This window comes from Hymenobacter psychrotolerans DSM 18569, from assembly GCF_900142395.1.
In the GTDB taxonomy this organism is placed as follows: Bacteria; Bacteroidota; Bacteroidia; order Cytophagales; family Hymenobacteraceae; genus Hymenobacter; species Hymenobacter psychrotolerans.
In genome coordinates this window covers 1-24,309 of record NZ_FRAS01000017.1, presented here as the reverse complement: position 1 = coordinate 24,309, position 24,309 = coordinate 1, and the positions used below count along the sequence as shown (strand labels likewise).

Here is a 24,309-nt window from a genome sequence, read left to right as displayed (position 1 = left end):
TCACACGCCTATATAGTAATGCTTATGAAAATTCTGACGCTTGCTTGTGTAATGGGCGGATGCAGCCTGCTGGCTACCGCGCCGGCAGTGGCCGAAAATCCGACCGGCACTTCCTCCGTAACGGTGGTCGTATCGGCGCTGGCTTCGCCGCAGTCGGTGGTGAAACTCTACTTCTACAACCTGCGCGACAAGTTCCTCAAGCCTCAGGGCTATGCGTTCAAGAAGGTGGTGCAGCCCGGCGGCCAGCGCCAGATTACGCTGCCCGTCGACCTGCCGCACGGCGAGTGGGCCGTGGCCATCACGCAGGACATGAACAACAACGACAAGCTGGACAAGAATTTCGTGGGCATCCCGACCGAGCCGTTTGCCTTCTCCAACAACGTGCGCCCCACTCTGGCCCCGCCCGATTTCAACGAGTGCAAGTTTGTGGTGGCCGGCCCTGGCAAAGTGGTCAGCATCGTCCTGACCAAGTAAGCACTGCTACTCTTTTCGGCCGTTCCACATAAGCCAAAGCGGATTTCCGGTTTGCGGCCTGCAGTCAGGCCGGGCCGGAAATTCGCTTTGGCTTTTCCGTGCCGGTAGGGTTTCTTGCACTTCGCTCATTCTCAGTACATGCGTCAGTTCCTGTTGCCCGCCGTGGCGGTGCTGGCTTCGGCCTCGGCCAGCCAGTCCCAAAGCCTGCCCATCCTCGACCAGAACCCGCCGGCGCTGCGCTGGCAGCAGGTGCAGACGCCGCATTTTCGGGTGCTGTATCCGCAGGGGCTGGAAGAAGCCGCGCAACGCACGGCCACCCGGCTGGAGCAAGTGCACGGCCCCGGCGCGGCTACGCTCGGCGTCAGTCCGCGCCCCATTTCGGTGGTGATGCAGACCCGCACCAGCGTCTCGAACGGCTTCGTGACGTTTCTGCCGCGCCACGCCGAGTTCTTCATCACGCCGCAGCAGGGCATGGGCCTCGGCACCGTCGATTGGCTGGATGGGCTGGTGGTGCACGAGTACCGGCACGTGGGGCAGTTCGAGAAAGGGCGGCAGGGCATTGGGCGTTTGCTGAGTCCGCTGCTCGGCGACGGCGCGCTGGGCGTGGCGGCGGTGGGCGTGCCCCAGTGGTTTTTCGAAGGCGACGCCGTGGGCACCGAAACGGCCCTTACCCGCAGCGGCCGGGGCCGGATTCCGGAATTTGGTGTGGGCCTGCGCGCCAACCTGCTGGCCGGCCGCTTCTACAACTACCAGAAAGCCGCCAACGGCTCCCTGCGCGACCAGGTGCCCAACTGGTACGTGCTCGGCTACTACCTCACGTCCTACGCCAAAGCCCACTACGGCCCCAACGTCTGGGACCGGGCCCTGAGCCGCTACTACCGCTTTCCGTTCTACCCGTTTTCGTTTTCCGATGGCCTGAAGCGCACCACGGGGTTGCGCGTCGAAGACCTGTACCAGCGCACCGTGCAGGAGCTGGACTCGACGTGGCGGGCCGAGCAACGCACCCTCCGGCTGACTGAGGCGCAGGAGCTGGCCGGACAGTATCGGGGCCGGGTGTTCACCGAATACCAGTATCCGCAGTATGTGAATGACAGCATGGTGCTGACCCTGAAAAGTGGCCTCGGCGACATTGCCCAGCTGATGCTGCTGGACCGGCGCGGCGCGGAGCGCAAACTCCACGTGCCGGGCCTGCTGAATCTGCCGGAGCTGCTGAGCGTGGGCGGCGGCAAGGCCGTGTGGCCCGAATTGCAGCCCGATGCCCGCTGGGGCCAGCGCATCTACTCCGAGCTACGCGTGCTGGACCTGCAAACCGGCCGCGTAGCGCGCCTGGGCCGCCACCACCGCTACACGGCCGCCGCCCTCTCGCCCGATGGCCGCCGGCTGGTAGCCGTGGAAACCGACACGGCTTACCACCATGCGCTGCACCTGCTGGATGCCGGCACCGGCACCGTGCTCCAGACCCTGCCCAACCCGCAAAACGACCTGTACCTCCAGCCCCGCTTTCTGCCCGACGGCCAGCGCATAGCTGCGGTGGCACTGAAACCGGGCGGCAAAACCATCGAAATCCTCGACCCGGCTACCGGCACGGCGCGGCCCCTGCTGCCCCTGGCCAACGTCAACCTGACCAACCCGCAGCCCTGGGGCGACTACGTGCTCTACAATTCGCCGCAGTCGGGCATTGACAATATCTACGCCGTGCACGTCACCACGGGCCAGACGTTTCAGGTAACGTCGCGGCCGCTGGGGGCGTACCAGGCGGCCGTGTCGCCGGACGGGCGGAGCCTGGCTTTTCACGACTACCGCGCTACCGGCGCCCGCATTGTGGAGATGCCGCTGGACCCGGCCGCCTGGCTGCCGGTACCGGCCGCTCCGGCCGAAGTAGGCCAGCCCTATACGGCGAAACTGGCGGCGCAGGAGCCGGGCGCGGCGGCCGTGGTGCCGCTGCTGGGCGTGGCCTCGCGCCAGGATTCGGCAGCGCGGTATCCGGTGCGGCCGTATTCGGTGCTGCGGAATGCGTTCAACGTGTTCAGCTGGGGCGTGGTGCAAAGCCCGACCGGCAACAGCGTGAGCCTGGGCGTCCGGTCGCAGGATGTGCTGAGCACCACGCAGGCCATTGCGGGCGTCAGCTACGACCAGAACGAGCAGACGGCGGCCGTGTTCGGCGGCCTCAGCTACCAGGGCCAGTATCCGGTGCTCGATGCCGAAATCAGCCACGGCGGCCGCGATGTAACCATCCGCCGCAACGGTGCCCTGCTCCGCGACCAATGGCAGGCCACTCGCCTCACTACCGGCCTGCGCCTGCCGCTCACACTGACGCGGTCCAAAATGCTGTCGGCCCTTACGCTGAGCAGCTACTACCTGCACGAGCGGGTCAGCGGCTACGACCTGCCGGTGCGCTTCCGCTCCGAGCCCGGCCCCAACCAGCCGGTACACGCCCTCCAGACCACGCTCAGCTATGTGGCCCAACTCAAGCAAAGTGCCCGCGACGTGGCCCCACGGCTGGGTGGCACGCTGCTGCTTACCTCGCGGCTCACGCCGTTCGGGGCCGGGCTGGAGGCGCGGCAGTGGGGCGCGCAGGGCAGCGTGTTTCTGCCCGGCCTCGCCAGGCACCACGCCCTGCGCCTGCGCGCCGGCTACCAGTATCAGCAGCAGCGGCAGTATCAGTTTGCCTCGGCCGTATCGTTTCCCCGGGGCGAGGGCTACGTGAGCTTCGACCGGCTGCGGGCTGCTTCCGTGGACTACCAGCTGCCGCTGGCGTTTCCGCACTGGTCGGTGGGGCGGGTGCTGTATGTGCAGCGCCTGCGGGCGGCGGCTTTTCTGGATGTAGCGCAGGGCCGAAGCGCGGGCGTTTCGGGCGCTGCCAACTACCGCAACGCGGGCCTCGATGTGGCGGCGCTGTTCAACGTGCTGCGCCTGCGTACACCGCTGGAAGCCGGCCTGCGGCTGGTGGTCAACACCTATACCAACGAGTTGATTCTGGAGCCATTGGCCTTCAGCATTCGGCTGTAGAGTACAAAGCGGCCTTAAGAGTCGGTTTGGTAAAGCCTGCTGCCGCGCAGCTGTTATGCCTTCCTCGTACATTCGCTCCTGCACAAGAGTTCTATTAATTATTGTTCTATGAGATTCCCGCTTATTCCCGGTTGGCGGCGCGCGGCGGCCGGCGCTGCTGTTGCTTCTGTAGCCGCTCTTAGCCTGTCGTTCCAGCCCGCCCTCGACCCAGCCGAAAAGCTCGTGCAGCGCCTGCTGGCGTTTTACACCGATGCGCAGCCCGAAATCAGCTACCTGCACCTCAACCAGGCCGCCTATGCTGCCGGCGAGACGGTGTGGTTCAAGGCCTATGTAGCCGATGCCCGCTACCACCGCCTCGACTCCCTGAGCCGGGTGCTTTATGTGGATGTAGTGAGCCCCTCCGGCAAGCGGGTGCTGCTGCGCCGCACGCTGGCCCTGCGCGGCGGCCTGGCCCACGGCGACCTGGCCCTGCCCGATACCCTGGCGCAGGGCATCTACACGGTGCGGGCCTACACCAGCTGGATGCGCAACGCCGGAGAGCAGCTGTTTTTCTCGCGTCGCCTGCCCGTGTGGCAATCAGCCGGGCCGGCCCCGGCGGCTGGTGGCGCGGCGGCTGGTAAAGTAGCCGCGTCCCGTCGCAGTCAGGCGCGGGAAGCCGCCTCGCCGCGCCCCGATGTGCAGTTTTTCCCGGAAGGCGGCGACTACGTGGCCGGCCTGGCTACGGTGGTGGGCGTGAAGGCCCTCGATGCTACCGGCACGGGCCTGGCTGTGCGCGGCGAAATTCTCGATGAGCAGAACCAGGTGCAGGGCCGCTTCAGTACGCCAGCCTTGGGCATGACTGCTTTCAGCTTTACGCCTGCTTCTGGCCGCCGCTACCATGCCCGCGTAACACTGCCCTCCGGCCTCACCGCTGAGTATCCGCTGCCGGCTGCTGTGCCGGATGGCTTCGTGATGAACACGCGTGAAGTTGGCAATACACTGAAAGTATTTATCCGGTACCAGGCGGCAGCCGGCGCGCCCGCCCGCCCGGTGGGGCTGCGGCTGCTGGCACACGTGCGCGGCACGCCTGTATACGTAGGTCAGGGCCAGATTCAGGGCGACGAAACCTTCTCGGCCTCGCTGCCCAAAGACAAAATGCCGGCGGGCGTACTGCACCTCACGCTATTCGACGAGCAGCAGCGGCCCCGCGCCGAGCGGTTGGCCTTTGTGCCTGACGCCCGCCCGCTACAGGTAACCGTGCGCCCCGACAAACCCCGCTATGGCCCGCGTGAAGCCGTGACCGTGGAGGTGGAGGTGCGCACGACTGATGGAGCGCCGGCTGCCGCTGAACTGTCGCTGGCCGTGACCAATGAGGCGGGGCTACCGACTGTCGGCACCACAGATGCTACTATCGAGTCGCAGCTGCTGCTGACCTCTGAGCTGAAAGGCTACGTCGAAAACCCGGGCTACTACTTCCGCAACCCCACGCCCGAAACCCGTCTCGCCCTCGACCACCTGCTGCTCACGCAGGGCTGGAGCCGCTTTGTATGGCGCGAGCTGCTGCAGGAAGCTTCGCCGATAGCCACCTACCAGTTTCTGCCCGAGCAGAGCCTCACGCTGGGCGGCCGGCTGGTGCGCGCCAATCAGAAACCGGTGCCCAACGGTAGCGTGACGCTGCTGCAGCAGCAAAGCAAAAGCGTGAGTACCGGGCAGGCGAATGAGCAGGGGCAGTTTCTGTTTATGGGCTTCAGCGGCCGCGACTCCACGAAAGTGGTGGTGCAGGCCCGCACTGAGAAAGGCGGCAGCAACGTCCTGATTCAGCTGAACGAGCTGTGGCCGCTGCCCGCCACACCGCAGCCGCTTCCTTTGCGAGTGCCGGCAGATGCGGCCCCGGTGGTAGCGGCCTACACTCAGCGCAGCCGCCGCCAGCAGGTGCTGGAGCAGCAATACCGCCCCGATTCGAGCCGCAACATCGTGCTTCGCAACGTCACGGTGAAAGGCAGCCGCCCGGCCGAACCCGCGCGCGACCCTCGCTCCATTCATGGCCGCGCCGACAATGTGCTCAACCTGCGCGACATCCCGCAGGCCAATGCCTATACCGACATTTTTCAATTGCTGCAGGGGCGCGTGGCCGGCGTGCAGGTAACGCGCAGCGGCTCTTCCTATAAGGTGCTGATTCGGGGCATCACTAGCTTGTCGGGGCCCAGCCAGCCGTTGTTTCTGCTGGATGGAGTGCCCCTCTCAGATGCGGAGGCACTGATGGGAATTCCGCCCTCCGTGGTAGACCGGATTGAGGTGCTGAAAGGCCCTTCCGCTGCCATATATGGGATGCAGGGCGGGAGCGGGGTCATTGCCGTTTTCACCAAGACCGGCAACCCCGACTACGACTACAGCAAAGAACCCGCTGCGGGCATCGTAACGCGCCAGCTGCCGGCCTACTACCAGGCCCGTGAGTTTTATGCGCAGCGCTACGAAAAGGCCGCTGCAGCCCGTCCCGATCCACGGGCTACTGCCCTCTACTGGCTGCCACGCCTGGCCGTGCCGGCGTCGGGCACAGCCCGCTTCACGTTCTACACCGCCGACCAGGGCGGCACGTTCCGCGTCAGTACGGAAGGGGTTGGCGCTACGGGGCAGCCGGCCGTGGGCACCGCCACGCTGAGCGTGACGGCCCGCTAGCCTCACGGCTTGCGGAACGGGTGGCGGCCCAAGGCCAGCCGCTCGGCCAGCTCCACGGCGCGGCGGGCACGGGTTTCGGGCTGCCTGGCGCTGGCTATGTGCTGCGCTATGGCCCGCCGCATGGCTCCGGTGTGTGCTGTAAACCCGGTTTCAGCCTCGGGCCAGGCTTCGAAGGCTTCGGCCAGCTCAGCGGGCAGGTCCACGTGGTCGGGGTCCGGGTCGGGGGCGAGGCACACGGTGAGGTGCTGGCCCAGCTGGATACCGATGGCGCGGCACAGGTCTTTGTTGAGCATGAGGTAGCGCCCGCCGCCGGGCAGCGGCAGCAGCCCCGGCCGCACGGCGTGGCCGTTCACGGTGCCCGTCACACGCTTGGCGCTGGTGCCCAGCGCCGCTACCACCAGCGGTGGCACCACTACTATCTGGGTGGGCATGAAGCTGGGGCCGCCGGCTTGTAGCTGCGCCTGAAACGTGTGCGAGGTTTCCATGCCGTGAAAGTAGCAGGTCGTGGTTTCCCGGGTGCGGCCCCTGCTACAAAAGTTCTCGCCCCTGCTATGACTTCAGCTTCGGGCAGCCCGGCGCCGTGCGCTACAAGTAACCGCTGGCCGGGCCGCCAAGGGCCGCTCGTGGAAGGCCGGCCTCCCCCAAAACTATTCTTTCACTCCTGTATAGAAGTGTCGGCCAACTAGTCTTATCCTTGCCCTCCGTTACCGCTACCCGCTACTCTCACCGCCGCCGCCCGCACCTACCCGCTACCGCGCCGGGCGGCGCCGCTCCTACTTCGCACCTGTTGCCCCTGCTGCTCTGCCTGCCCGCTGCCCCTCTGGCCGCCGGCTGCGCCGCGCGTCCGGGGCTTTTTCGGGCTTTCCGCTTTTTTCCACCAGTTCCCGTTCCATGAAACCCCTGCTTACGCTCCTGCTGGCCCTGCCGCTGGCCCTGCCGCTGGCCCTGCCGCTGGCCGCCCCCGCCCAAACGCCCGCCGCCCCGCCCGACACGGCCCGCGCCTACCGCCACCACCTGGGCCTGACGGCCAGCCCCGTGCTCGACGGCTTCCTCCGCAACAACCGCAGCCTGCCGCTGGGCATCGTGTATAAGCGGCAACTGACCCCTAACCGGACCCTGCGCCTGCGCCTCGTGGGGCAGTACAGCCGTCAGGATACAGCCAACTACGCACAGCTAAAGGACGGAACCGGCACGCGTGAATGGCAGCTCAACGCCTACGTGGGCTACGAGTGGCAGCGGCCCATCAGCACCCGCTTTCGTTGGTTTTATGGCCTGGAGCTGGGCGGCGGTATTGGGCGGCGCAACCAGCGGGAAGTAGTGGCCTGGTCTAATGCCAATGGCCCCTACGAATACGACTCGCGCTACACCAGCAAGCGCTGGCAGCTAGAGGCCCGGCCGTTCGCGGGCCTGCAATTCTTCCTCACGCCACGCTGGAGCGTGCTGGCCGAAACGGCGGCCCCACTCACTTACCGCCGCCTTAACGACCAGTTGCTTAATACAGGTATGCAGACTTTGCCAGACGGTAGTTACGTACCTGGCTATGGGACGGCATTCTATAAAAACTCTCGCACTTCCTTCGCCTGGCGCCCCGTGCAGCTCATAGGCACCTCCTTTCACTTTTAACGCAGTGATGTAGACAGTTCTTCGCTGCGCTCTGCATGATAGTCTTTTTGGGTGCTATCCACACGTCCTAAGTCAAACAGTTTCTAAGTTCCTTCTCTTCACTCATTCACTCATTCACTCATTCACGCATGCCCACATCCTCCGACAACCTCGAAATCAAGCTCACGGACGCCGACCTGAAGAAAATCAACGACGCGCTGGATGCCCTGGACGCGGCCCTGGCCCCGGTGCTCATCACCCTCACGGGCAAGGAAATTCAGCGCCTGCCCAAAGCCTCTGACGCCTCGCTGCCCTTCATCGAGAAGGCCCTGGACCTGGCCGAGCAGCAGCCGCAGTTCGCGCCCGGCTACGTGGACATTCCCGGCCTGCGCCTCGACCTGGTGGCCTGGCAGCAGCTACAGCGCGTGGCGCGGCGCCTGCAGCCGCTGGCCTCCAACCTGGCTAGCACCAGCATCAAGCTGGGCAGCGAAAGCTACGTGACGGCCCTGGCCTACTACAGCTCGGTGCAGCAGGCCGCCAAACAGGGCGTATCGGGCGCGCAGGACGCCCGCGACACGCTCAAAACCCGCTTCGAGCAAAGCACGGCCCAGAAGGCGGCCAAGGCCACGCCCAAGCAGTAGCCGGTAGGGGGCGGGGCTGGCCCCCGCCCGCCGTTGAACGATTGATGCGGGTTTCGTGCAACGACGGGCAAGCCCCGCACCCTACAGCCGGATAAACCAGACGCGGGGCTGGATGAACTTCATCCGGCCCCGCGTCTGGTTTATCCGGCCTTCGGTGAAAATCACGCGGCCTCCCATAAAACTTACGGGAAGTCGGGTAAATTTTACCCGGCGTCGCATGAATTTTACCCGACCTCGGATAAAATGTATGCGACGCCGGGTGATTTTTCTCCGATGTCGCATGAAAATCATCGGGGCTCCCATGAAATTCAGTCGGCGTCGCATGAAATTCAGTCGGGGGGGCCTGAATCTGGCGGGAAGCCGCCTGAATTTCACCCGAAGCCGGCTGTACCCCGAAGCGGCGCTTCGGTTCGGCTGCGAGCTGCGCACAACCGCTCCACTGGGCCGAAGCGCCGCTTCGGGGTGCGGGGCAATCTTTGGATTCCGGCGGATTTGGCCCCAACTTGCCTAATCCGTGGCCGCCCCAGCGGCAATTCCCTTCGGAACCCGACTTATGCTCAAAATCAACAAACAAGACGCCCTCGACTACCACTCCCAGAGTCCTGCCGGCAAGATTGAAGTAGTACCCACCAAGCCCGTCAGCACCCAGCTGGACCTGGCGCTGGCCTACTCGCCGGGCGTGGCCGAGCCCTGCCTGGCCATTGCCCAGAATCCCGACGACGTCTATAAATACACGGCCAAGGGCAACCTGGTGGCCGTTATCAGCAATGGTACGGCCGTGCTGGGCCTCGGCAACATCGGCCCCGCCGCCTCCAAGCCCGTCATGGAAGGCAAAGGCGTGTTGTTCAAGAAATTCGCGGGCATCGACTGCTTCGACATCGAAATCGACGCCACCGACCCCGACGAGTTTATCCGCATCGTGAAGGCGCTGGAGCCCACGTTCGGCGGCATCAACCTCGAAGACATCAAGGCCCCGGAGTGCTTCCGCATCGAGACGGAGCTGCGCGAGAAGATGAACATTCCGCTCATGCACGACGACCAGCACGGCACGGCCATCATTTCGTCGGCGGCCCTGCTCAACGCGCTGGAAGTGGTGGGCAAGCGCATCGACGAAATCAAGCTGGTGGTGAGCGGCGCGGGCGCGGCGGCCATCAGCTGCCTGCGCCTGTACCTGGCGCTGGGCCTCAAGCTCGAAAACGTGGTGGTGTTCGATAAGGACGGCATCATCAATCCGCAGCGCACCGACCTGGCGCCGCTGCAGATGCAGTTTGCCACGCAGCGGCCCATCAGCACGCTGGCCGAGGCCATGGAAGGTGCCGACGTGTTCCTGGGCCTCTCGGCGGCGGGCGTGCTGCCGGCCGGGCTGCTGCTGCGCATGGCCGACAACCCCATTGTGTTTGCGCTGGCCAACCCCACCCCCGAAATCAGCTACGAGCTGGCCCTGGCTACGCGGCCCGACCTGATTATGGCCACCGGCCGCTCCGACCACCCCAACCAGGTGAACAACGTGCTGGGCTTCCCCTACATTTTCCGGGGCGCCCTGGACGTGCGGGCCACCGAAATCAACGAGGCCATGAAGCTGGCGGCCGTGCGGGCCCTTTCCGACCTGGCCAAGGAGCCCGTGCCCGATATGGTGAACCGTGCCTACGGCGACAACACGCTGGCCTTCGGCCGCACCTACCTCATCCCCAAGCCCCTCGACCCGCGCCTGATTACGACCGTGAGTCCGGCCGTGGCCAAAGCCGCTATGGAAAGCGGCTCGGCGCGCTACAACATCGAGGACTGGACGGCTTACGAGGACGAGCTGCGTGCCCGCCTCGGCGTGAACCAGAAGCTGATGAACCGCATTACGTCGGCGGCCCGCGCCAATCCCAAGCGCGTGGTGTTTGCCGAGGCCGACAACTATAAAATCCTCAAGGCCGCCCAGATTCTGTTCGATGAGGGCATTGCGCTGCCCATCCTGCTCGGCAACCGCAAAAAGCTGGAAACCATTGCCCAGGCCAACAACCTCGGCCTGGAAGGCTGCCAGATTATTGATATTCTGGAGGAAGAAGCCAAGCGCGAGGAGTACGCCAACCTGCTCTACCAGAAGCGGCAGCGCCGCGGCATCACGCTCTACGAAGGCCGCCGCCTGCTGCGCGAGCGGAACTACTACGGCTCCATGATGCTGGAAACCGGCGAAGCCGACGCCTTCATCACCGGTCTCACCAAAGACTACGGCAAGAGCATCATTCCGTCGTTGCAGGCCATTGGGGTGGAAGAGGGCGTGAAGCGCGTGGCCTCTATGTACATCATTCAGCACAAGAAAGGCCCGTTCTTCTTCGCCGATACCACCGTCAACATCGACCCCACAGCCGAGGAAATGGTGGACATCATCGGCCTCACGGCCGAAGCCGTACGCTTCTTTGATGCCGAGCCGCGGGTGGCCGTTATCAGCTACTCCAACTTCGGCTCCAACCCCGGCGAGCTGCCCGACAAGTCGCGCCGCGCTACCGAGCTGGCCAAAAAGCGCTACCCCGACCTGATTCTGGACGGCGAGATGCAGGCCAACACGGCCCTGAACCCGCAGCTGCTGCGCGAGCAGTACCCCTTCTCGGAGCTGGCCGACAAAGGCGGCGCCAACACGCTCATCTTCCCGAACGTGATTAGCGGCAACATTGCCTACAAAGTGCTCCAGGAAATCGGGGGTGCCGAGGTAATCGGGCCGGTGCTGATGGGCATGCGCAAGCCGGTGCACATTCTGCAGCTGGGCGCTTCGGTGCGCGAAATCGTGAATATGGCCTCCATTGCGGTAGTAGACGCGCAGCAAAGCCAGAACAGCCGCGGCCTGTAAAGGCGCCTGCCATTCCCGGCAGCCCGCTGGCGCTATGCGGCGGGCTGCCGGGAAATCGGGAGCTGCAAAGCCAAGTTATTTAGTTGAAAATGCCAGCCGATTTGGGATAGAAAATCCGGCGGGTGGTGTTGCCCCTTTCGCCGCTGCCTGTGCAGCCGGCCCGTTTCTTTTTTCCGCCTCCACCATCGTCCCATGATTGCCTACATCGAAGGAAAGCTCGCTTACAAAGACCACGCCCAGGCCATTCTGGATGTAGCCGGAATGGGCTACGAAGTCCGGATTTCCCTTGCCACCTTCAGCAAGCTGCCCGCCGAGGGCGAAAAAGCCAAACTCTATACATTTCAGCACATCAAGGAGGACGCGCACACGCTCTACGGCTTCCTCGACCCCAACGAAAAGGCGCTGTTCATGCAACTGATTTCGGTGTCAGGCATCGGGCCGGGCACGGGCATCGTGATGGTGAGCAGCATGGGCGTGGGCGAAATCCGCCAGGCCATCGTCAACGAGGACGTGCGCGCCATTCAGAGTATTAAGGGAGTGGGGCCCAAAACGGCGCAGCGCGTGATTCTGGAGCTGCGCGACAAGCTCCGCAAAGACGAGCTGCTGGCCAAGGCCGGCGTGGACACCGTGCCGCTGGCCCGCGCGCACAATACCAACCGCAGTGAAGCGTTGTCGGCTTTGGTAACGTTGGGCTTTGCCCGCTCCGCCGCCGAGAAAAATCTGGATCAGATTCAGCAGCGCCACGGTAATGACCTGAGCGTGGAGGAATTGATTAAGTTTGCTCTTAAGTCAAATTAGCGTTTAGCGCCACCCGCATCCTTTTTTATTTGTAGCACTTGAACTCCGGTAAGAAGTCCCTCACCGCCTCCGTTGTTGTTGTCGCGTCGTTGCTCGTTGCTTGGTGGTCGCAGGCCGAACCTGTTGGGGCATCTGCGTTTGACCTGCAGCAGCTGTGGGCCTGGCTGCCGCTGGCCGGCGAGCAGGCCCGGCTGCCGTGGCGCATGCCCGCGCCCGACACGCCGCGCACCGCGCTGCCCGACACCAGCCGCTACCGTCCCAGCCGCCGGCCCCGCGTAGACCCCGAGGACCGGGCCGGTACGCCGTTTTCGCCGCAGCGCCGCCGCTCGCCGCTGGTGCTGCCGCTGCCCGGCAACGTAAACCAGACCGTGACGCCCGACGACAGCCTGCAGTACTTCGACGTGGAGGAGCGGGTGGGGCAGGAGTTTGAGTTCCGGGACCCCAGCCGCCTGACGTTTGAAGAGTATTCGCGCTGGCAGCAACAGCAGGCTATACGAGACTATTTCCGGAATCGTTCGGCCGGTGGCGTCACCGGGCCGGCCAGCCCCGAAGTAGCGCGGCGGCTCATCCCCAAAATCTACCTCGGCCCCATGGCCGACCGGATTTTTGGCGGCTCTTACGTGGATATCCGCCCTGCCGGGGCCGTGACGCTGCGCATGGGCGCGCGCTTCAACCGCAACCAGAACCCCACGCTCACGCTGCGCCAGCAGCGCATCGGCGACTTCCAGTACGACCAGAACCTGAATCTGAACCTGACCGGGCAGATAGGAGAGAAGCTGCGCCTGAACTTCAACTACGACACCAAGGCGGCTTTCGACTTCGAAAACAACATGAAGCTCGATTACACGGGCTTCGACACGGATATTATCCGCAAGATTGAGCTGGGCAACGTGAGCCTGCCGCTCAACAACTCCCTGATTGTGGGCGGCCAGAACCTGTTCGGGGTGAAGACGCAGCTGCAGTTCGGGCGCATGAGCGTGACGGCCGTAGCCAGCACGCTGCGCGGCCAGGCCGATGAGGTGCGCGTGCAGAATGGCGGGCAGAGCCGGCAGTTCGAAATCAAGGCCAGTCAGTACGAAAAGGACCGGCACTTCTTTCTGAGCCAGTTCTTCCGCGACCGGTACGACCAGGCCCTGCGCAACCTGCCCACGGTGCAAAGCGGCGTTGAAATCCGGCGTTTGGAGGTGTACGTCACCAACGACAACCGCCAGAGCGACAACCTGCGCAACGTGGTGCCCCTCATGGACCTGGGCGAAGCCAGCCGCGTATACCGCCGCCCGCTGCTGAACCCTACCGTGCTGGACCGTACACCGGCCAACAACGCCAACAACCAGCTGGGCCAGCTGCTGACGCCCAACCCCGAAGCCCGCGGCGAGCTGACCGTGGACAACTACCTGAGCCGGGGCGCAGTGGCCAACCAGCCGCTGGTGAAGAACGTGGACTTTGAGCACGTGCGGGCCCGGAAGCTCGACCAGCGCGAATACACCTTCAATGCGCAGCTGGGCTACATTTCGCTGAACACGCAGCTCTTGCCCGAGCAGGTACTGGGCGTCAGCTACGAGTACCTCTACAACGGCAAAACCTACAAAGTGGGGGAAGTAGTGGACGACTACGGCAACCGTGGCCAGGACGAAGTGGTGTTCCTGAAGCTGCTGAAAGCTACCAACCCGGCCGTCGGTATTGCCGACCCCGGCCAGAACCCCGACAACCCCAACCTGCTGACGCGCAACCTGCCGACGTGGGACCTGATGATGAAGAACGTGTACCCGCTGAATGCCTCACAGCTCAACCGGGACAACTTCCAGCTGCAGATCATCTACAAAGACGACATTACCGGCGTCGACCTGATTTCCATCAAGGACGGCCAGCCGGGCGTCATCCAGAACATTCCGCTGATTGAGGTGCTCAACCTCGACAACGTGAACCCCAACAACGACCAGAACCCTGACGGCAACTTCGACTTCTTCCCGGGTATCACCATTGACCCGGAGCTGGGCAAAATAATCTTCCCGCTGGTCGAGCCGTTCGGCTCGTTCCTGCGCACCAAGTTCGACCCCACGGCCGAGCAGGCGCTCATCGATAAATACGTCTATCAGGAACTCTACACGCAGGTGCAGAGCGACGCGCAGCAGCGCACCGAGAAAGACAAGTTTGTGCTGCGCGGCCGGTTTCAGGCCACGGCTACCGACGAAATTACGCTGCCCGGCCTGGGCATTGCGCAGGGCTCGGTGCGGGTGCGCGCCGGCTCGGTGCTGCTGGAAGAAGGCCGCGACTACCAGGTGTTCTACGACCAGGCTAAGGTGAAAATCCTGAACCCGGCCTACCTCAACTCGGCAAATGAGCTGCGGGTGGAGTTCGAGAAGAATGCGCTGGTGCAGGTGCAGCCGCGCAAGCTGCTGGGGGCCCGCTTCGACTACCGCCTCAGCCAAGACATCAACTTCGGGGCCACGGTGCTGCACCTGCGCGAAAACCAGGCGCCCGGCATCAACCGCGTCAACATCGGCGACGAACCCGGCAACAACACGATTTACGGTTTCGACGTGAACCTGCGCCGCGACTCGCGCGCCCTCACCAAGTACCTCGACATGCTGCCCTTCATTTCGACGAAGGAGCCGTCATCGGTGGCGTTCAGCGGCGAGTTTGCGCAGCTGCTGCCCGGGCAGTCGAAGCTGGGCAACGGCGAAAACGGCGTGTCGTATCTGGATGACTTCGAGAATGCGCGCACGCCTTACACGCTGGGCGGGCTGAACTCGGCAGTGGCCTGGCGCCTGGGCTCCACGCCGCGCACCTTCCCCAATTTCGACGTCAACGACGTGACGTCGGCGTACCGCCGGGCCAAGCTGGCGTGGTACTCCATCGACCAGACCTACTACACCGACGGGCCCAACAAGCCGTCGAACATTGGGGTGGCTGATCTGGACAACCACTACACGCGCGGTATCGAGCGGATTGAGGTGTTCCCGAACCGTGACGTGGGCGCCTCCGGCAACGGCTTCGAATACTCGCTCGACCTGGCCTATTATCCGTCGGAGCGCGGGCAGTACAACTATAACCCCGGCATTGGGGCCGATGGCAAAACCCTGCCGAACCCGCAGCAGAACTTCGGCGCCATTTCGCGCGAAATCACCTTCGACACCGACTTCGACAACGCCAACGTTGAGTACCTGGAGTTCTGGATGATGGACCCGTTCCTGAAAGGCGAGCGGGGCCGCATCAACGATGGCGAGAACCCACCAGTGAACAACGAAACCGGCGGACGGCTCATCATCAACCTCGGCAACGTGAGCGAAGACGTGCTGCGCGACAACAACCAGTACGAGTTTGAAAACGGCCTGCCCGCCACCGACCCGGCCGACCCCAACGACACCCGCCGGACGGAATGGGGCCGCGTGTCGCGCCAGCAGTTCCTGACCGATGCCTTCAGCAACACGCCCGGTGGCCGCGCCCGCCAGGACATCGGCCTCGATGGCCTGAACGATACGGAGGAAGCGGCGTTCTTCAGCAAAGCCTACGCCGACCCCTCCGGCGACAATTTCCGCCACCACCTCGACCCGTTCTACGACCAGAACAACGTGGGTATTCTGGGCCGCTACAAGCAGTACAACGGCATGGAAGGCAACTCGCAGGAGAACAGCCAGCTTTCCTCCACCGCCTTCCCCGACAAGGAAGACCTGAACCGCGACAACGTTATTTCGGAGACGGAGCGCTACTACGAGTATGAGCTGGAGCTGCGCGACGGCCAGTTGGCAGTAGGCAGCAACTACGTGGTCGACAAAATCACGAACACCGTGAAGGGCGACCAGGTATCGTGGTACCAGTTCCGGATTCCGGTGCGCAGCTACAACAACGTGCGCAGCGCCGACGGGCAGGCCTTCGGCTTCAAGTCTATCCGGTTCCTGCGCATGTACCTCACCGACTGGCAGCAGCCGGTGGTGCTGCGCATGGTGCAGCCGCAGTTTATTGCCAACCAGTGGCGCCGCTACCTGAGCCCGATTTCGGAGCCCAACCAGCCCTGCCTGAACTGCGGCGAAACGGCGGCGGCCTTCAACATCAGCACGGTAAGCATCGAGGAAAACGGCCCCGGCAACAAAGGCGCCATTCCCTACGTGCTGCCGCCCAACATCCAGCGCGACAAGGAGTACGGCTCCAGCACCGTGAACCGCCAGCAGAACGAGCAGAGCCTGCGCCTGTGCGTAGAAGAGCTGCGCGACGGTTTCGGGCAGGCAGCCTACAAAAACCTGAGTCTGAGCCTGCTGCGCTACAAGCAGCTGCGCCTGTTCCTGCACGCCGAAAGTGAAAACGCCAACCTGCGCGACGGCGACGTGCAGGCCTTCATCCGCCTCGGCACCGATTACAACCAGAACTACTACGAGTACCGCCTGCCGCTGGTCGTGACCCGGCAGGGCGCTACCACGCAGGCCGAAATCTGGCCCGATGCCAACCAGATTCAGGTGGCGCTGCAGGACTTCATCGACGTGAAGGCCGAGCGCAACCTGGCCATCAGCTCGGGCGGGGCCAGCTACACCGGGCCGTACACCAAAACCTTCCCCAACGGCGCCAGCATCACGGTATTCGGCAACCCCGACCTGAGTGCGGTGCAGGGGGCCATGATTGGTATCTTCAACCCCACCAACGACGGCAACTCCAAGAGCATGTGCCTGTGGGCCGATGAGTTCCGGGTGTTCGACTTCGACAAGGAAAACGGCTGGGCCGCCACGGCGCGCTTCAACACCAAGCTGGCCGATGTAGCCAACATCACGGCCACCGGCAGCTACGTGTCGGTGGGCTTTGGCGGGCTGCAGGACAAGCTGGCCCAACGCTCGCTGGAAGACATCAAGCGCGGCGACATCAACGCCACGGTAGCGGCCGACAAGTTCTTCCCCGAGAAGCTGGGCCTGCGCGTGCCGGTTCTGATTCAGGCTGGCCACGAAAGCCGCGCCCCCGAGTACGACCCGCTCGACCCCGATACCAAGCTGGAGCAGTCGTTGCGCAAGTTCACGTCGGAAACGGATAAGGCGGCCTACCGCAAGGAAGTCATCGACCAGACCAGCAGCCGCAGTATTTCGGTGCTGAACGTGCGCAAGGAACGCACCAACACGGAGAAGAAGCCGATGCCCTACGACATCGAGAACTTCGCCGTGAGCTACTCCATCACGGAGCGCACCCACACCGATATCCGCACCGACCGGGACTACACGCGCACCTACACCGGCGCGCTGGCTTACGTGTACCAGACCACGCCCAAAGCCTACACGCCGCTGGCCAAGGTGAAGGCACTGGACAACCCGTACCTGAAGATCTTCCAGGACGTCAACTTCACGCCGCTGCCCTCGCGCTTCTCGTTCCGGGCCGACATTGACCGGCGCTATAACGAGCGGTTCCTGCAGCGCGTGCTGGAGCCCGGCACGCTGCCCACCGTGGCAGGGCCCGGCGTGTTCCAGAAGTCGTTCTTCTTCAACCGCATCTACGACATGCAGTGGGCCGTGACGAAGGCGCTGACCCTGGACTACACCGCCACCAACCGGGCCGTGGTAGATGAGGGCCGGGGCAGCTCCATTGATGACTCGCCGGAGGCACGCCGCAACCGCGAGATGCTGCGCGACAACCTGATTAAGCTGGGCCGCACCACCAACTTCAACCAGACCATTGCCCTGACCTACCGGCTGCCGCTCGACAAGTTCCCGCTCACCGACTGGCTGTCGGCGGATGCGCGCTACGCGGCCAACTACACCTGGCAGGCCGCTTCCACGGCGCTACGGGCTCCGCTAAACCCGCTCAACCCGGCCGATACTGCCACCACTGAGTTGAACCTGGGCAACACCATTCAGAACAACGGTGAGCTGAGCGCCAACGGCAAGATTGATCTGGTGAAGCTCTACAACAAGGTGCGCTTCCTCAACATCATCAACAATGCGCCCGCTGCCGGGCAGGCAGCCAAAGGCAGCCGCACGCCCGGCGCCGCCCTCGACCGGCTTGGCGCGCGCGCCGGCGAGGCCGGGGCCACACCGCCCGCCACCGATACGGCCAAAGGGCCGGAGCTGCGCTTCCTGAAAGCCGTGCTTCGGTCTCTGATGACGGCCCGTGCCATCAACTTCACCTACACGCGCTCCAACGGCACGCTGCTGCCGGGCTACCTGCCCAAAACCCGGTTCTTTGGGCTGGACAGCGACTTTGATGCGCCAGGCATTCCGTTCCTGCTGGGCAAGCAGTACGACCTGGATGCCCTGTATAACCGGGCGGCCGGCCGCGGCTGGTACACCGACCGGAGCGACTTCCTCAACACGCCGCTCAGCTCGCTGCTCACTGAAAACCTGACGGCCCGCACCACGCTCGAGCCCATCCGCGACTTCAACATACAGCTGGAGGCTCGCCGCCAGCTGGTGCGCAACCGCGAAGTGTTCTACCGTCGCGAAATCGACGAGAATACGCTGGAGCCGTATGCTGATGGCCGCCTGGCCGCACCACAGCCGCTGGGCTCCGGCTCGTTCAGCACGTCCATCGTGAGCATCCAGACGCTGTTCGGCGACCGGTCGGCGGGTGGGGAGATTTCCAGGGCCTTCAATCGGTTTGTCGAAAACCGCGGCTTCATCCAGCAACGCCTGCAGGCGGCCAATACCACCGGCACCGGAACCTACGGCTATAACTCGCAGGATGTGCTGATTCCGGCTTTCCTGGATGCGTATCAGGGCAAGTCGTCGGATGGCTACAAGGCCGAGGGCTTCAAGCCATTTGCCAAGCTGCCCATCCCGAACTGGAACGTGCAGTACAATGGCCTGGCCGAGTTGCCCTTCGTGAAGCGCTACTTCCGCTCCATTGCCCTCACGCACGCCTATAGCTCGGTGTATAACATTGCCGGCTACACCACCAACTCCAGATACCCCCGAGAGCCAGGCGACAATGAGCTGAGCTTCCTCACCAACTCCTCGGGTCAGTACATTCCGTACTACGTGGTAGGGCAGGTAAGCATTGCCGAGCGCCTCTCGCCGCTGATTGGCGTCAACTTCCAGACGCTGGAGAAGATAACCGGCCGGGTAGAGCTGCGCACCGAGCGGGCCGTGGCCCTGAACACCACCAATGCTCAGGTAACCGAGCTGCACACGCAGGAGCTGGTGATTGGCTTCGGCTACGCTACCAACCGGCTGCGCCTGCCTTTCCGCATTGGGGGCGAGCAGCGCGTGCTGCGCAATGAGCTGACTGCCCGCCTCGACCTCAGCATCCGCGACAACACCACCATTCAGCGCACGATTGAGGATGTAGTAGATGAGTCGGAAGCTACCCCGGCGGTTCCTGCCAGCATCGGGCGGGCCAAGGGCCTTACGACCAACGGCACGCGCCAGGTCCAGCTGCGCCCCACCATCGACTACGTGCTCAACCAGCGCCTGAATCTGCAGTTCTTCTTCTCGCGGACAGTCACGGACCCGCGCGTGCAGAACTCGTTCAAGAACTCTACCACCGAAGGCGGCCTGCAGCTGCGCTATAGTCTGTCGCAATAGGCCGGAGCAGAACTGGAAACCAGAAAACGGCGAGTTTGCTTTGAGGTCGTGCCACAAGTGCCGGCCAACTGGCAAACTCGCCGTTTCTGTATTTCCCCACCTCACCTTTTCCCCGTACTTTTGGCTTGCCGGCCCGCCTGGGTCCGTCACATTTCCCACTTTCCAATCCCGCACTCTATGAACCTGCCTGCTGAACTGAAGTACACGAAAGAGCACGAATGGGTACGTGTAGAAGGTGACGTTGCCTTCATCGGCATCACCGACCACGCCCAGAAGGAACTCGGCGACATCGTGTATGTAGACATCGATACGCTTGATAAAGAAATTGCGCAGAACGAAGTATTCGGTACTGTAGAAGCCGTGAAAACGGTATCTGACCTGTTCAGCCCTATTTCCGGAACGGTACTGGAAGTGAACAGCCACCTCGACGGCAACCCCGAATCGGTGAACTCGGACCCCTACGGCGACGGCTGGATGGTGAAAATGTCGATTGGCAACCCCGCCGAGCTGGAAGGTCTGCTGTCGGCTGAAGCCTACGGCGAGCTGGTAGGCGCGTAAGCGTCTTCCGCCCTAGTCACAATGACTGTCTTCGCGCCGCCCATGCTTCGTGGCCGCCCTCTGGTGGGGCTGCCGCTGGCGTGGGCGGCGCTGGTATTGGTGCTCACGCTCACGCCGGCCGAAGACATGCCGGTGGTGCCGCCCTGGGAGCTGCTTTCCTTCGATACTGCCGCTCATGCTTTTGTGTTTGTGGTGCAGGCCGCGCTGGCTGTTGTATCGGCGCGCCGCCAAACCCGCTGGCCCTGGCTGCGCCGGCACGCTTATCTGCTGCTGCTGGTTGCCTGCACAGGCTTCGGCCTGCTGATAGAAGTGCTGCAGATGACCATGAACCTGGGCCGGCACGGCGAATGGTCGGATGCCATCAGCGACGGGATGGGCGCGGCTATTGGGCTACTGCTGGCCTACGGTACCCGCCGCTGGTGGGAGTAGCAACTGTCTGAACTCAGTGCTTTTTTATGGCTCATATTGCACGAACGTGGTGGCCGGGCATAGCGCTAAGCGTGGCGCTGGGGTGGCCTCTTTCCACAGCCAGCGCTCAGGATATGCCGCGCGTACAGCGCACGGTTCAGGCTCTGTCGGCCCGGAGCATGCACGGTCGCGGCTACGCGCAGAAGGGGGAGCAAAAAGCGGCCGACTATATCCGCCAACGGTTCCGGGAGCTGGGCCTGCAGCCGCTTGCGCCCGACTATACCCAGCCGTTTGAGCTGGATGTAAACACGTTTCCGGGCGCGCTGAAACTGGAGCTGAGCTTAGGCATGCTGCGCTTTCCCGGGTTGGGTAGTTCCCGCAAGCTGCGGGTAGGAGAGGAGTTTATTGCCGCTCCGGATTCCGGCCCCGGCAAAGTCGGCGGTGCGTTTTCGGCAGTGCCCCTCGTGCGCTTCGATACGCTGGCTTTCACCGATCCGGCGGTGCAGCAGCACCTGTTGCAGCGTCGCTGGTACCAGGGCGGGCTGGTACTGCGCGCCCCCGACGAGCCGCGCCTGGCTACCTTGCCGTCGGCCCTGCGGCAGCATATTGATTCCGCGGCTATCCGCCTTACACTGGTGCCCAAGCTCACGGCCTCCCTGGCTCCGCAGCAAGCCGGGCAGATGCGCCTGGAAGTCCTGGAATCTGTCTGGAACAGTATTCCTTCTACGGCTGCCGGCCCTGTTGTGGCGCTGGCCACCGTGCGGGTAGATGCGGAGCTCAAGCGCCGGTATCCGACGCAGAATATCGTGGGTTTCGTGCCCGGCCGCCTGCAGCCCGACTCGTTTCTGGTTGTGACGGCCCACTACGACCACCTCGGCACCATGGGCCGGAAAGCCTATTTCCCCGGCGCCAACGATAATGCCAGCGGCACCGCCATGCTGCTGGAGCTGGCCGCTTATTATGCCCGCCCCGAAAACCGCCCTGCCTATTCAGTTGCGTTTCTGGCGTTTGGGGCGGAAGAAGCTGGCCTGGTGGGCTCCCGGTACTTTGTGGAGCACCCACTGGTGCCGCTCAGCCGTATCCGTTTTCTGCTGAATCTGGATCTGCTGGGCACGGGCTCTGAGGGGGCTACCGTAGTGAATGGCCGGGAGTTGCCGGCGCAATTCCAGCTGCTGCAGCGCCTCAACAACGCAAACCAGGCGCTGCCCAGCCTGGCCGCTCGGGGCCGGGCCGCCAACTCCGACCATTTTCCCTTTTCCGAGCGGGGCGTACCGGCATTTTTCCTGTATACGCGCGGCGGCTCCACTGCCTACCACGACGTACATGACCGGGCCGAAACGCTGCCGCTTACGGCCTTCTCCAGCGTCTTCGGCCTCCTGCGTAGCTTCCTGGATGCACTTGGAGCCAGCAGTACCTGGTAGCAAGTAGGGTAAAGCAAAAGCCCCGCAACTACCGGCACAAGGGCCAGTGGCTGCGGGGCTGCTTATGTTTTGGGCGTCCGGGCTTAGCCGTTTGCCTTAATCGAGTTCATGATCTGCTTGGCTACGGCTTCCCACTCCGGCTTCTGACGGTCGGCGCAAGTGAAGGTGCACATCAGCAGCTTGCCCTCCACGTCCGTGAAGAAAATCAACTGATATACCTCGTGGCCAAGCTCGGGCTTCATCAACTCAAGGTAGCCTACTTTGCGGCCCGCAATTTCCTTGATACCGTTGCCAAACCACTTGGCCTCCTTAAATTGCTTCGAGTAGGTCTTGTAGAAGTTGCCGGCGTACATGTCAATCATGTCCTGGTCGGCGGTATTGTCGGTGTAGGTGAAGGAAATGCTGGCTTCCTTGCTGTTGGTGTAAATAACGCTCGGGCGGCTTTGGGCTTTGGCATAGTTAAAGTCCATCTGCTGCTCGCTCATCACCTCGAAGCCCTTAGGAATCAGGATTTCAACCCGCTCACTAAGCACACGCTTCTTGATCAATTCAATTTCTGCAGCCGGCCGGAAGGCTGTCATCAACAGCATCAGGCAGAAGGCAACTGGGAAGAGTACTACTTTTTTCATAGTCTAAGGCTGAAAAAAGATGAATGACAAAGCAATTTTTACCGAAGACCACACAAAGGCCAGTCTGTTCGGATAACACAATTTACGTAAGAAACCCAGATCTGCAAGCCCCAAGCGAAAAAAAATAATTTGCGTTTGAAAGCCAAATCGGGAGGAAATCTTCATCAGGAGACCATATACGGGGGTTTCATGGATGCAGCAGGGCGAGCGGGTGTAATCCGGTATTCAGCAGATTATGATAAAATGCCAACAGTTTATAGCTAAAGGCCTATTCTATAATTTACCAGCAAAATACAATACGAGGGTGGCGGAGTATTGGTTTGGACTTAGAGAATGTTATTGATCTGTTCCTTGATTTTTTCCAGTTCTTCCTTCATGCCTACTACTAAGTGCTGTACTACTGAGTCGTTGGCCTTGGAGCCTATCGTGTTGATTTCCCGTCCAATTTCCTGCGAAATAAACGCTAATTTCTTTCCGGTGGGTTCTGGCAGATATACCGTTTCGGTGAAATAGTGTAAATGGCTGACTAACCTCACTTTTTCCTCGGCGATATCCAGCTTCTCGATATAGTAAATCAGTTCCTGCTCAAACCGGGACGCGTTGAACTGGTCACTGGTGGCCAGGTCGGCGAGGTGGTAGCGGAGCCGCTCACGCACATTGTCGACGCGGGTTGGGTCATGGCGCTCTATCTCGGCCAGCTGGATCCGGATGCTGTCGAGGTAAGTCAGGATTTCGGTGGTGAGCGTCTGGCCCTCAGTGCGCCGGAACTCGTTTGTGCGGTCCAGCGCTTCCTGCACCAGCGGCAGCAGCTCGTCCCAGGTTATTTCTTCCTCTTCTTCGGTCGTCATCGGCAGCTCGGCGGGCAGCCGCAGCGCGCCCGGCAGGGCTTTGGCAATGGCTGTCAGTTGCTCCAGCGAAGCGCCGGTGCGGGCACTCAGCGCCATCAGCTCGTGGTAGGCAGTGGCCAGCATGGCCTGGTTGACTACGCTTGCCTGCGCCGCCGCGCCCCGGGCCCGGACAAAATCGAAGTTGAAATTGACTTTGCCCCGCACTAGGCTCCTGGTTACCAGATTCCGGATTTCCAGCTCGCGCTCCTGCAGAAAGCGGGGCAGGCGCAGCGTAAGGTCCATGGATTTGGAGTTGAGAGACTTTACCTCAACGGTAGCGGAATAACGGTCGGTGTCGCGGTGGGCAACGCCGTAGCCGGTCATGGATTGAAGCATGGTGGGGATACGAAGTAATGAGACGTCAAAAATAACAGCTAGTTGTATAGTGCCAGCGTGAGGTGGGTCGGGTCCTGGTTAAAGTTAACGGGATTTTTCTGCCACTGGGCGCAGACGAATTCATGCGGTGTCAGGCCGCGCAAGGTCTTGAGTCGTTTGGCGTGGTTATAGGCCAGCAGAAAGGTCTGCAGGTGCTCGTTCAATTCGTGGGTTGTCTGGTAATGGTAGCGTTGGACCGTCGCTTCTTTAATCGTGCGGTTCATGCGTTCGACCTGGCCATTGGTCCAGGGATGACCGGGCTTAGTGAAGCGGTGCTCGATGCCGTGCTCGGTGCAGACGCGGTCAAACAGGTGGGGCAACGCCCAGGGCTGGTGGCGCATGTTGCCAAATTGGATGCCGTTGTCGGTCAGCACCGTGTGCACCCGGTACGGCAGCTTGGCCAAGACCCGGCGCAGAAACTCCGCCGCGGCGAGCTTGGTGGCCTGGGGCTGCAACTCGGCAAAGGCGACTTTGCTGGTACGGTCAATGGCCACAAACAACTACTGGCGGCCTTCTTCGGTCTGCA

Annotated in this window: 14 protein-coding genes and 1 pseudogene; 11 read left to right on the top strand and 4 right to left on the bottom strand. The window is 62.8% G+C overall.

Annotated elements, in window-relative coordinates; all coding sequences use genetic code 11:
• The first annotated feature begins 24 nt into the window (after positions 1 to 24).
• The 3 genes from BUE15_RS14940 to BUE15_RS14930 all read left to right on the top strand — a co-directional run bounded on the left by BUE15_RS14940 (position 25) and on the right by BUE15_RS14930 (position 6,138).
• Positions 25 to 474: a DUF2141 domain-containing protein gene (locus BUE15_RS14940; protein ID WP_170865276.1), complete on the top strand. Its 450-nt coding sequence runs from the start codon at positions 25 to 27 to the stop codon at positions 472 to 474.
• A 138-nt stretch (positions 475 to 612) separates the two neighbouring features.
• Positions 613 to 3,483, top strand: coding sequence for a TolB family protein (locus BUE15_RS14935; RefSeq protein WP_073286765.1), 2,871 nt, complete (start codon positions 613 to 615; stop codon positions 3,481 to 3,483).
• Between the two features lie 108 nt (positions 3,484 to 3,591).
• Positions 3,592 to 6,138 (top strand): TonB-dependent receptor plug domain-containing protein, encoded by a 2,547-nt coding sequence (locus BUE15_RS14930; RefSeq protein ID WP_073286762.1) that lies wholly within the window; start codon positions 3,592 to 3,594, stop codon positions 6,136 to 6,138.
• A 2-nt stretch (positions 6,139 to 6,140) separates the two neighbouring features.
• Here the strand turns inward: BUE15_RS14930 and BUE15_RS14925 are convergent, their stop codons facing one another.
• The gene (locus tag BUE15_RS14925) at positions 6,141 to 6,623 is read right to left on the bottom strand and encodes a YdeI/OmpD-associated family protein (RefSeq protein WP_073286759.1); all 483 of its coding nucleotides are present in this window, start codon (positions 6,621 to 6,623) and stop codon (positions 6,141 to 6,143) included.
• A gap of 406 nt (positions 6,624 to 7,029) precedes the next feature.
• On the opposite strand from BUE15_RS14925, the gene BUE15_RS14920 reads away from it, so the two are divergent.
• From BUE15_RS14920 to BUE15_RS14880, 8 genes are all read left to right on the top strand, one after another.
• Complete coding sequence (locus BUE15_RS14920; protein ID WP_073286757.1) at positions 7,030 to 7,761, top strand: hypothetical protein; 732 nt, start codon at positions 7,030 to 7,032, stop codon at positions 7,759 to 7,761.
• Positions 7,762 to 7,889: 128 nt separating this feature from the next.
• On the top strand, positions 7,890 to 8,381 hold the full coding sequence (locus BUE15_RS14915; protein WP_073286754.1) for a hypothetical protein: 492 nt from the start codon (positions 7,890 to 7,892) through the stop codon (positions 8,379 to 8,381).
• 553 nt (positions 8,382 to 8,934) lie between these two features.
• Positions 8,935 to 11,214 (top strand): NADP-dependent malic enzyme, encoded by a 2,280-nt coding sequence (locus tag BUE15_RS14905; RefSeq protein WP_073286749.1) that lies wholly within the window; start codon positions 8,935 to 8,937, stop codon positions 11,212 to 11,214.
• A 192-nt stretch (positions 11,215 to 11,406) separates the two neighbouring features.
• The gene (gene ruvA / locus BUE15_RS14900; RefSeq protein ID WP_073286747.1) at positions 11,407 to 12,012 is read left to right on the top strand and encodes a Holliday junction branch migration protein RuvA; all 606 of its coding nucleotides are present in this window, start codon (positions 11,407 to 11,409) and stop codon (positions 12,010 to 12,012) included.
• Between the two features lie 38 nt (positions 12,013 to 12,050).
• Positions 12,051 to 19,505, top strand: a complete 7,455-nt coding sequence (gene sov, locus BUE15_RS14895) for a T9SS outer membrane translocon Sov/SprA (RefSeq protein WP_244535957.1) — start codon at positions 12,051 to 12,053, stop codon at positions 19,503 to 19,505.
• Positions 19,506 to 19,682: 177 nt separating this feature from the next.
• Complete coding sequence (gene gcvH, locus BUE15_RS14890; protein WP_073286741.1) at positions 19,683 to 20,063, top strand: glycine cleavage system protein GcvH; 381 nt, start codon at positions 19,683 to 19,685, stop codon at positions 20,061 to 20,063.
• A 21-nt stretch (positions 20,064 to 20,084) separates the two neighbouring features.
• On the top strand, positions 20,085 to 20,492 hold the full coding sequence (locus tag BUE15_RS14885) for a VanZ family protein (RefSeq protein WP_084549083.1): 408 nt from the start codon (positions 20,085 to 20,087) through the stop codon (positions 20,490 to 20,492).
• Positions 20,493 to 20,605: 113 nt separating this feature from the next.
• Positions 20,606 to 21,892, top strand: coding sequence for a M28 family metallopeptidase (locus BUE15_RS14880; RefSeq protein ID WP_170865275.1), 1,287 nt, complete (start codon positions 20,606 to 20,608; stop codon positions 21,890 to 21,892).
• 83 nt (positions 21,893 to 21,975) lie between these two features.
• Here the strand turns inward: BUE15_RS14880 and BUE15_RS14875 are convergent, their stop codons facing one another.
• The 3 genes and pseudogenes from BUE15_RS14875 to BUE15_RS14865 form a co-directional block, all read right to left on the bottom strand.
• Positions 21,976 to 22,521 (bottom strand): hypothetical protein, encoded by a 546-nt coding sequence (locus tag BUE15_RS14875; RefSeq protein ID WP_073286735.1) that lies wholly within the window; start codon positions 22,519 to 22,521, stop codon positions 21,976 to 21,978.
• A gap of 326 nt (positions 22,522 to 22,847) precedes the next feature.
• On the bottom strand, positions 22,848 to 23,744 hold the full coding sequence (locus BUE15_RS14870; protein ID WP_073286733.1) for a YicC/YloC family endoribonuclease: 897 nt from the start codon (positions 23,742 to 23,744) through the stop codon (positions 22,848 to 22,850).
• A 38-nt stretch (positions 23,745 to 23,782) separates the two neighbouring features.
• Positions 23,783 to 24,283, bottom strand: a pseudogene (locus BUE15_RS14865) (integrase core domain-containing protein); the annotation flags it as partial.
• Positions 24,284 to 24,309 lie beyond the last annotated feature (26 nt).

Excerpts from the sequence above, each read along its gene's own strand:
- BUE15_RS14940 (WP_170865276.1), top strand. The coding sequence starts at position 25 with ATGAAAATTCTGACGCTTGCTTGTGTAATGGGCGGATGCAGCCTGCTG.
- BUE15_RS14935 (WP_073286765.1), top strand. The coding sequence starts at position 613 with ATGCGTCAGTTCCTGTTGCCCGCCGTGGCGGTGCTGGCTTCGGCCTCG.
- BUE15_RS14930 (WP_073286762.1), top strand. The coding sequence starts at position 3,592 with ATGAGATTCCCGCTTATTCCCGGTTGGCGGCGCGCGGCGGCCGGCGCT.
- BUE15_RS14925 (WP_073286759.1), bottom strand. The coding sequence starts at position 6,623 with ATGGAAACCTCGCACACGTTTCAGGCGCAGCTACAAGCCGGCGGCCCC.
- BUE15_RS14920 (WP_073286757.1), top strand. The coding sequence starts at position 7,030 with ATGAAACCCCTGCTTACGCTCCTGCTGGCCCTGCCGCTGGCCCTGCCG.
- BUE15_RS14915 (WP_073286754.1), top strand. The coding sequence starts at position 7,890 with ATGCCCACATCCTCCGACAACCTCGAAATCAAGCTCACGGACGCCGAC.
- BUE15_RS14905 (WP_073286749.1), top strand. The coding sequence starts at position 8,935 with ATGCTCAAAATCAACAAACAAGACGCCCTCGACTACCACTCCCAGAGT.
- ruvA (WP_073286747.1), top strand. The coding sequence starts at position 11,407 with ATGATTGCCTACATCGAAGGAAAGCTCGCTTACAAAGACCACGCCCAG.
- gcvH (WP_073286741.1), top strand. The coding sequence starts at position 19,683 with ATGAACCTGCCTGCTGAACTGAAGTACACGAAAGAGCACGAATGGGTA.
- BUE15_RS14885 (WP_084549083.1), top strand. The coding sequence starts at position 20,085 with ATGACTGTCTTCGCGCCGCCCATGCTTCGTGGCCGCCCTCTGGTGGGG.
- BUE15_RS14880 (WP_170865275.1), top strand. The coding sequence starts at position 20,606 with ATGCCGCGCGTACAGCGCACGGTTCAGGCTCTGTCGGCCCGGAGCATG.
- BUE15_RS14875 (WP_073286735.1), bottom strand. The coding sequence starts at position 22,521 with ATGAAAAAAGTAGTACTCTTCCCAGTTGCCTTCTGCCTGATGCTGTTG.
- BUE15_RS14870 (WP_073286733.1), bottom strand. The coding sequence starts at position 23,744 with ATGCTTCAATCCATGACCGGCTACGGCGTTGCCCACCGCGACACCGAC.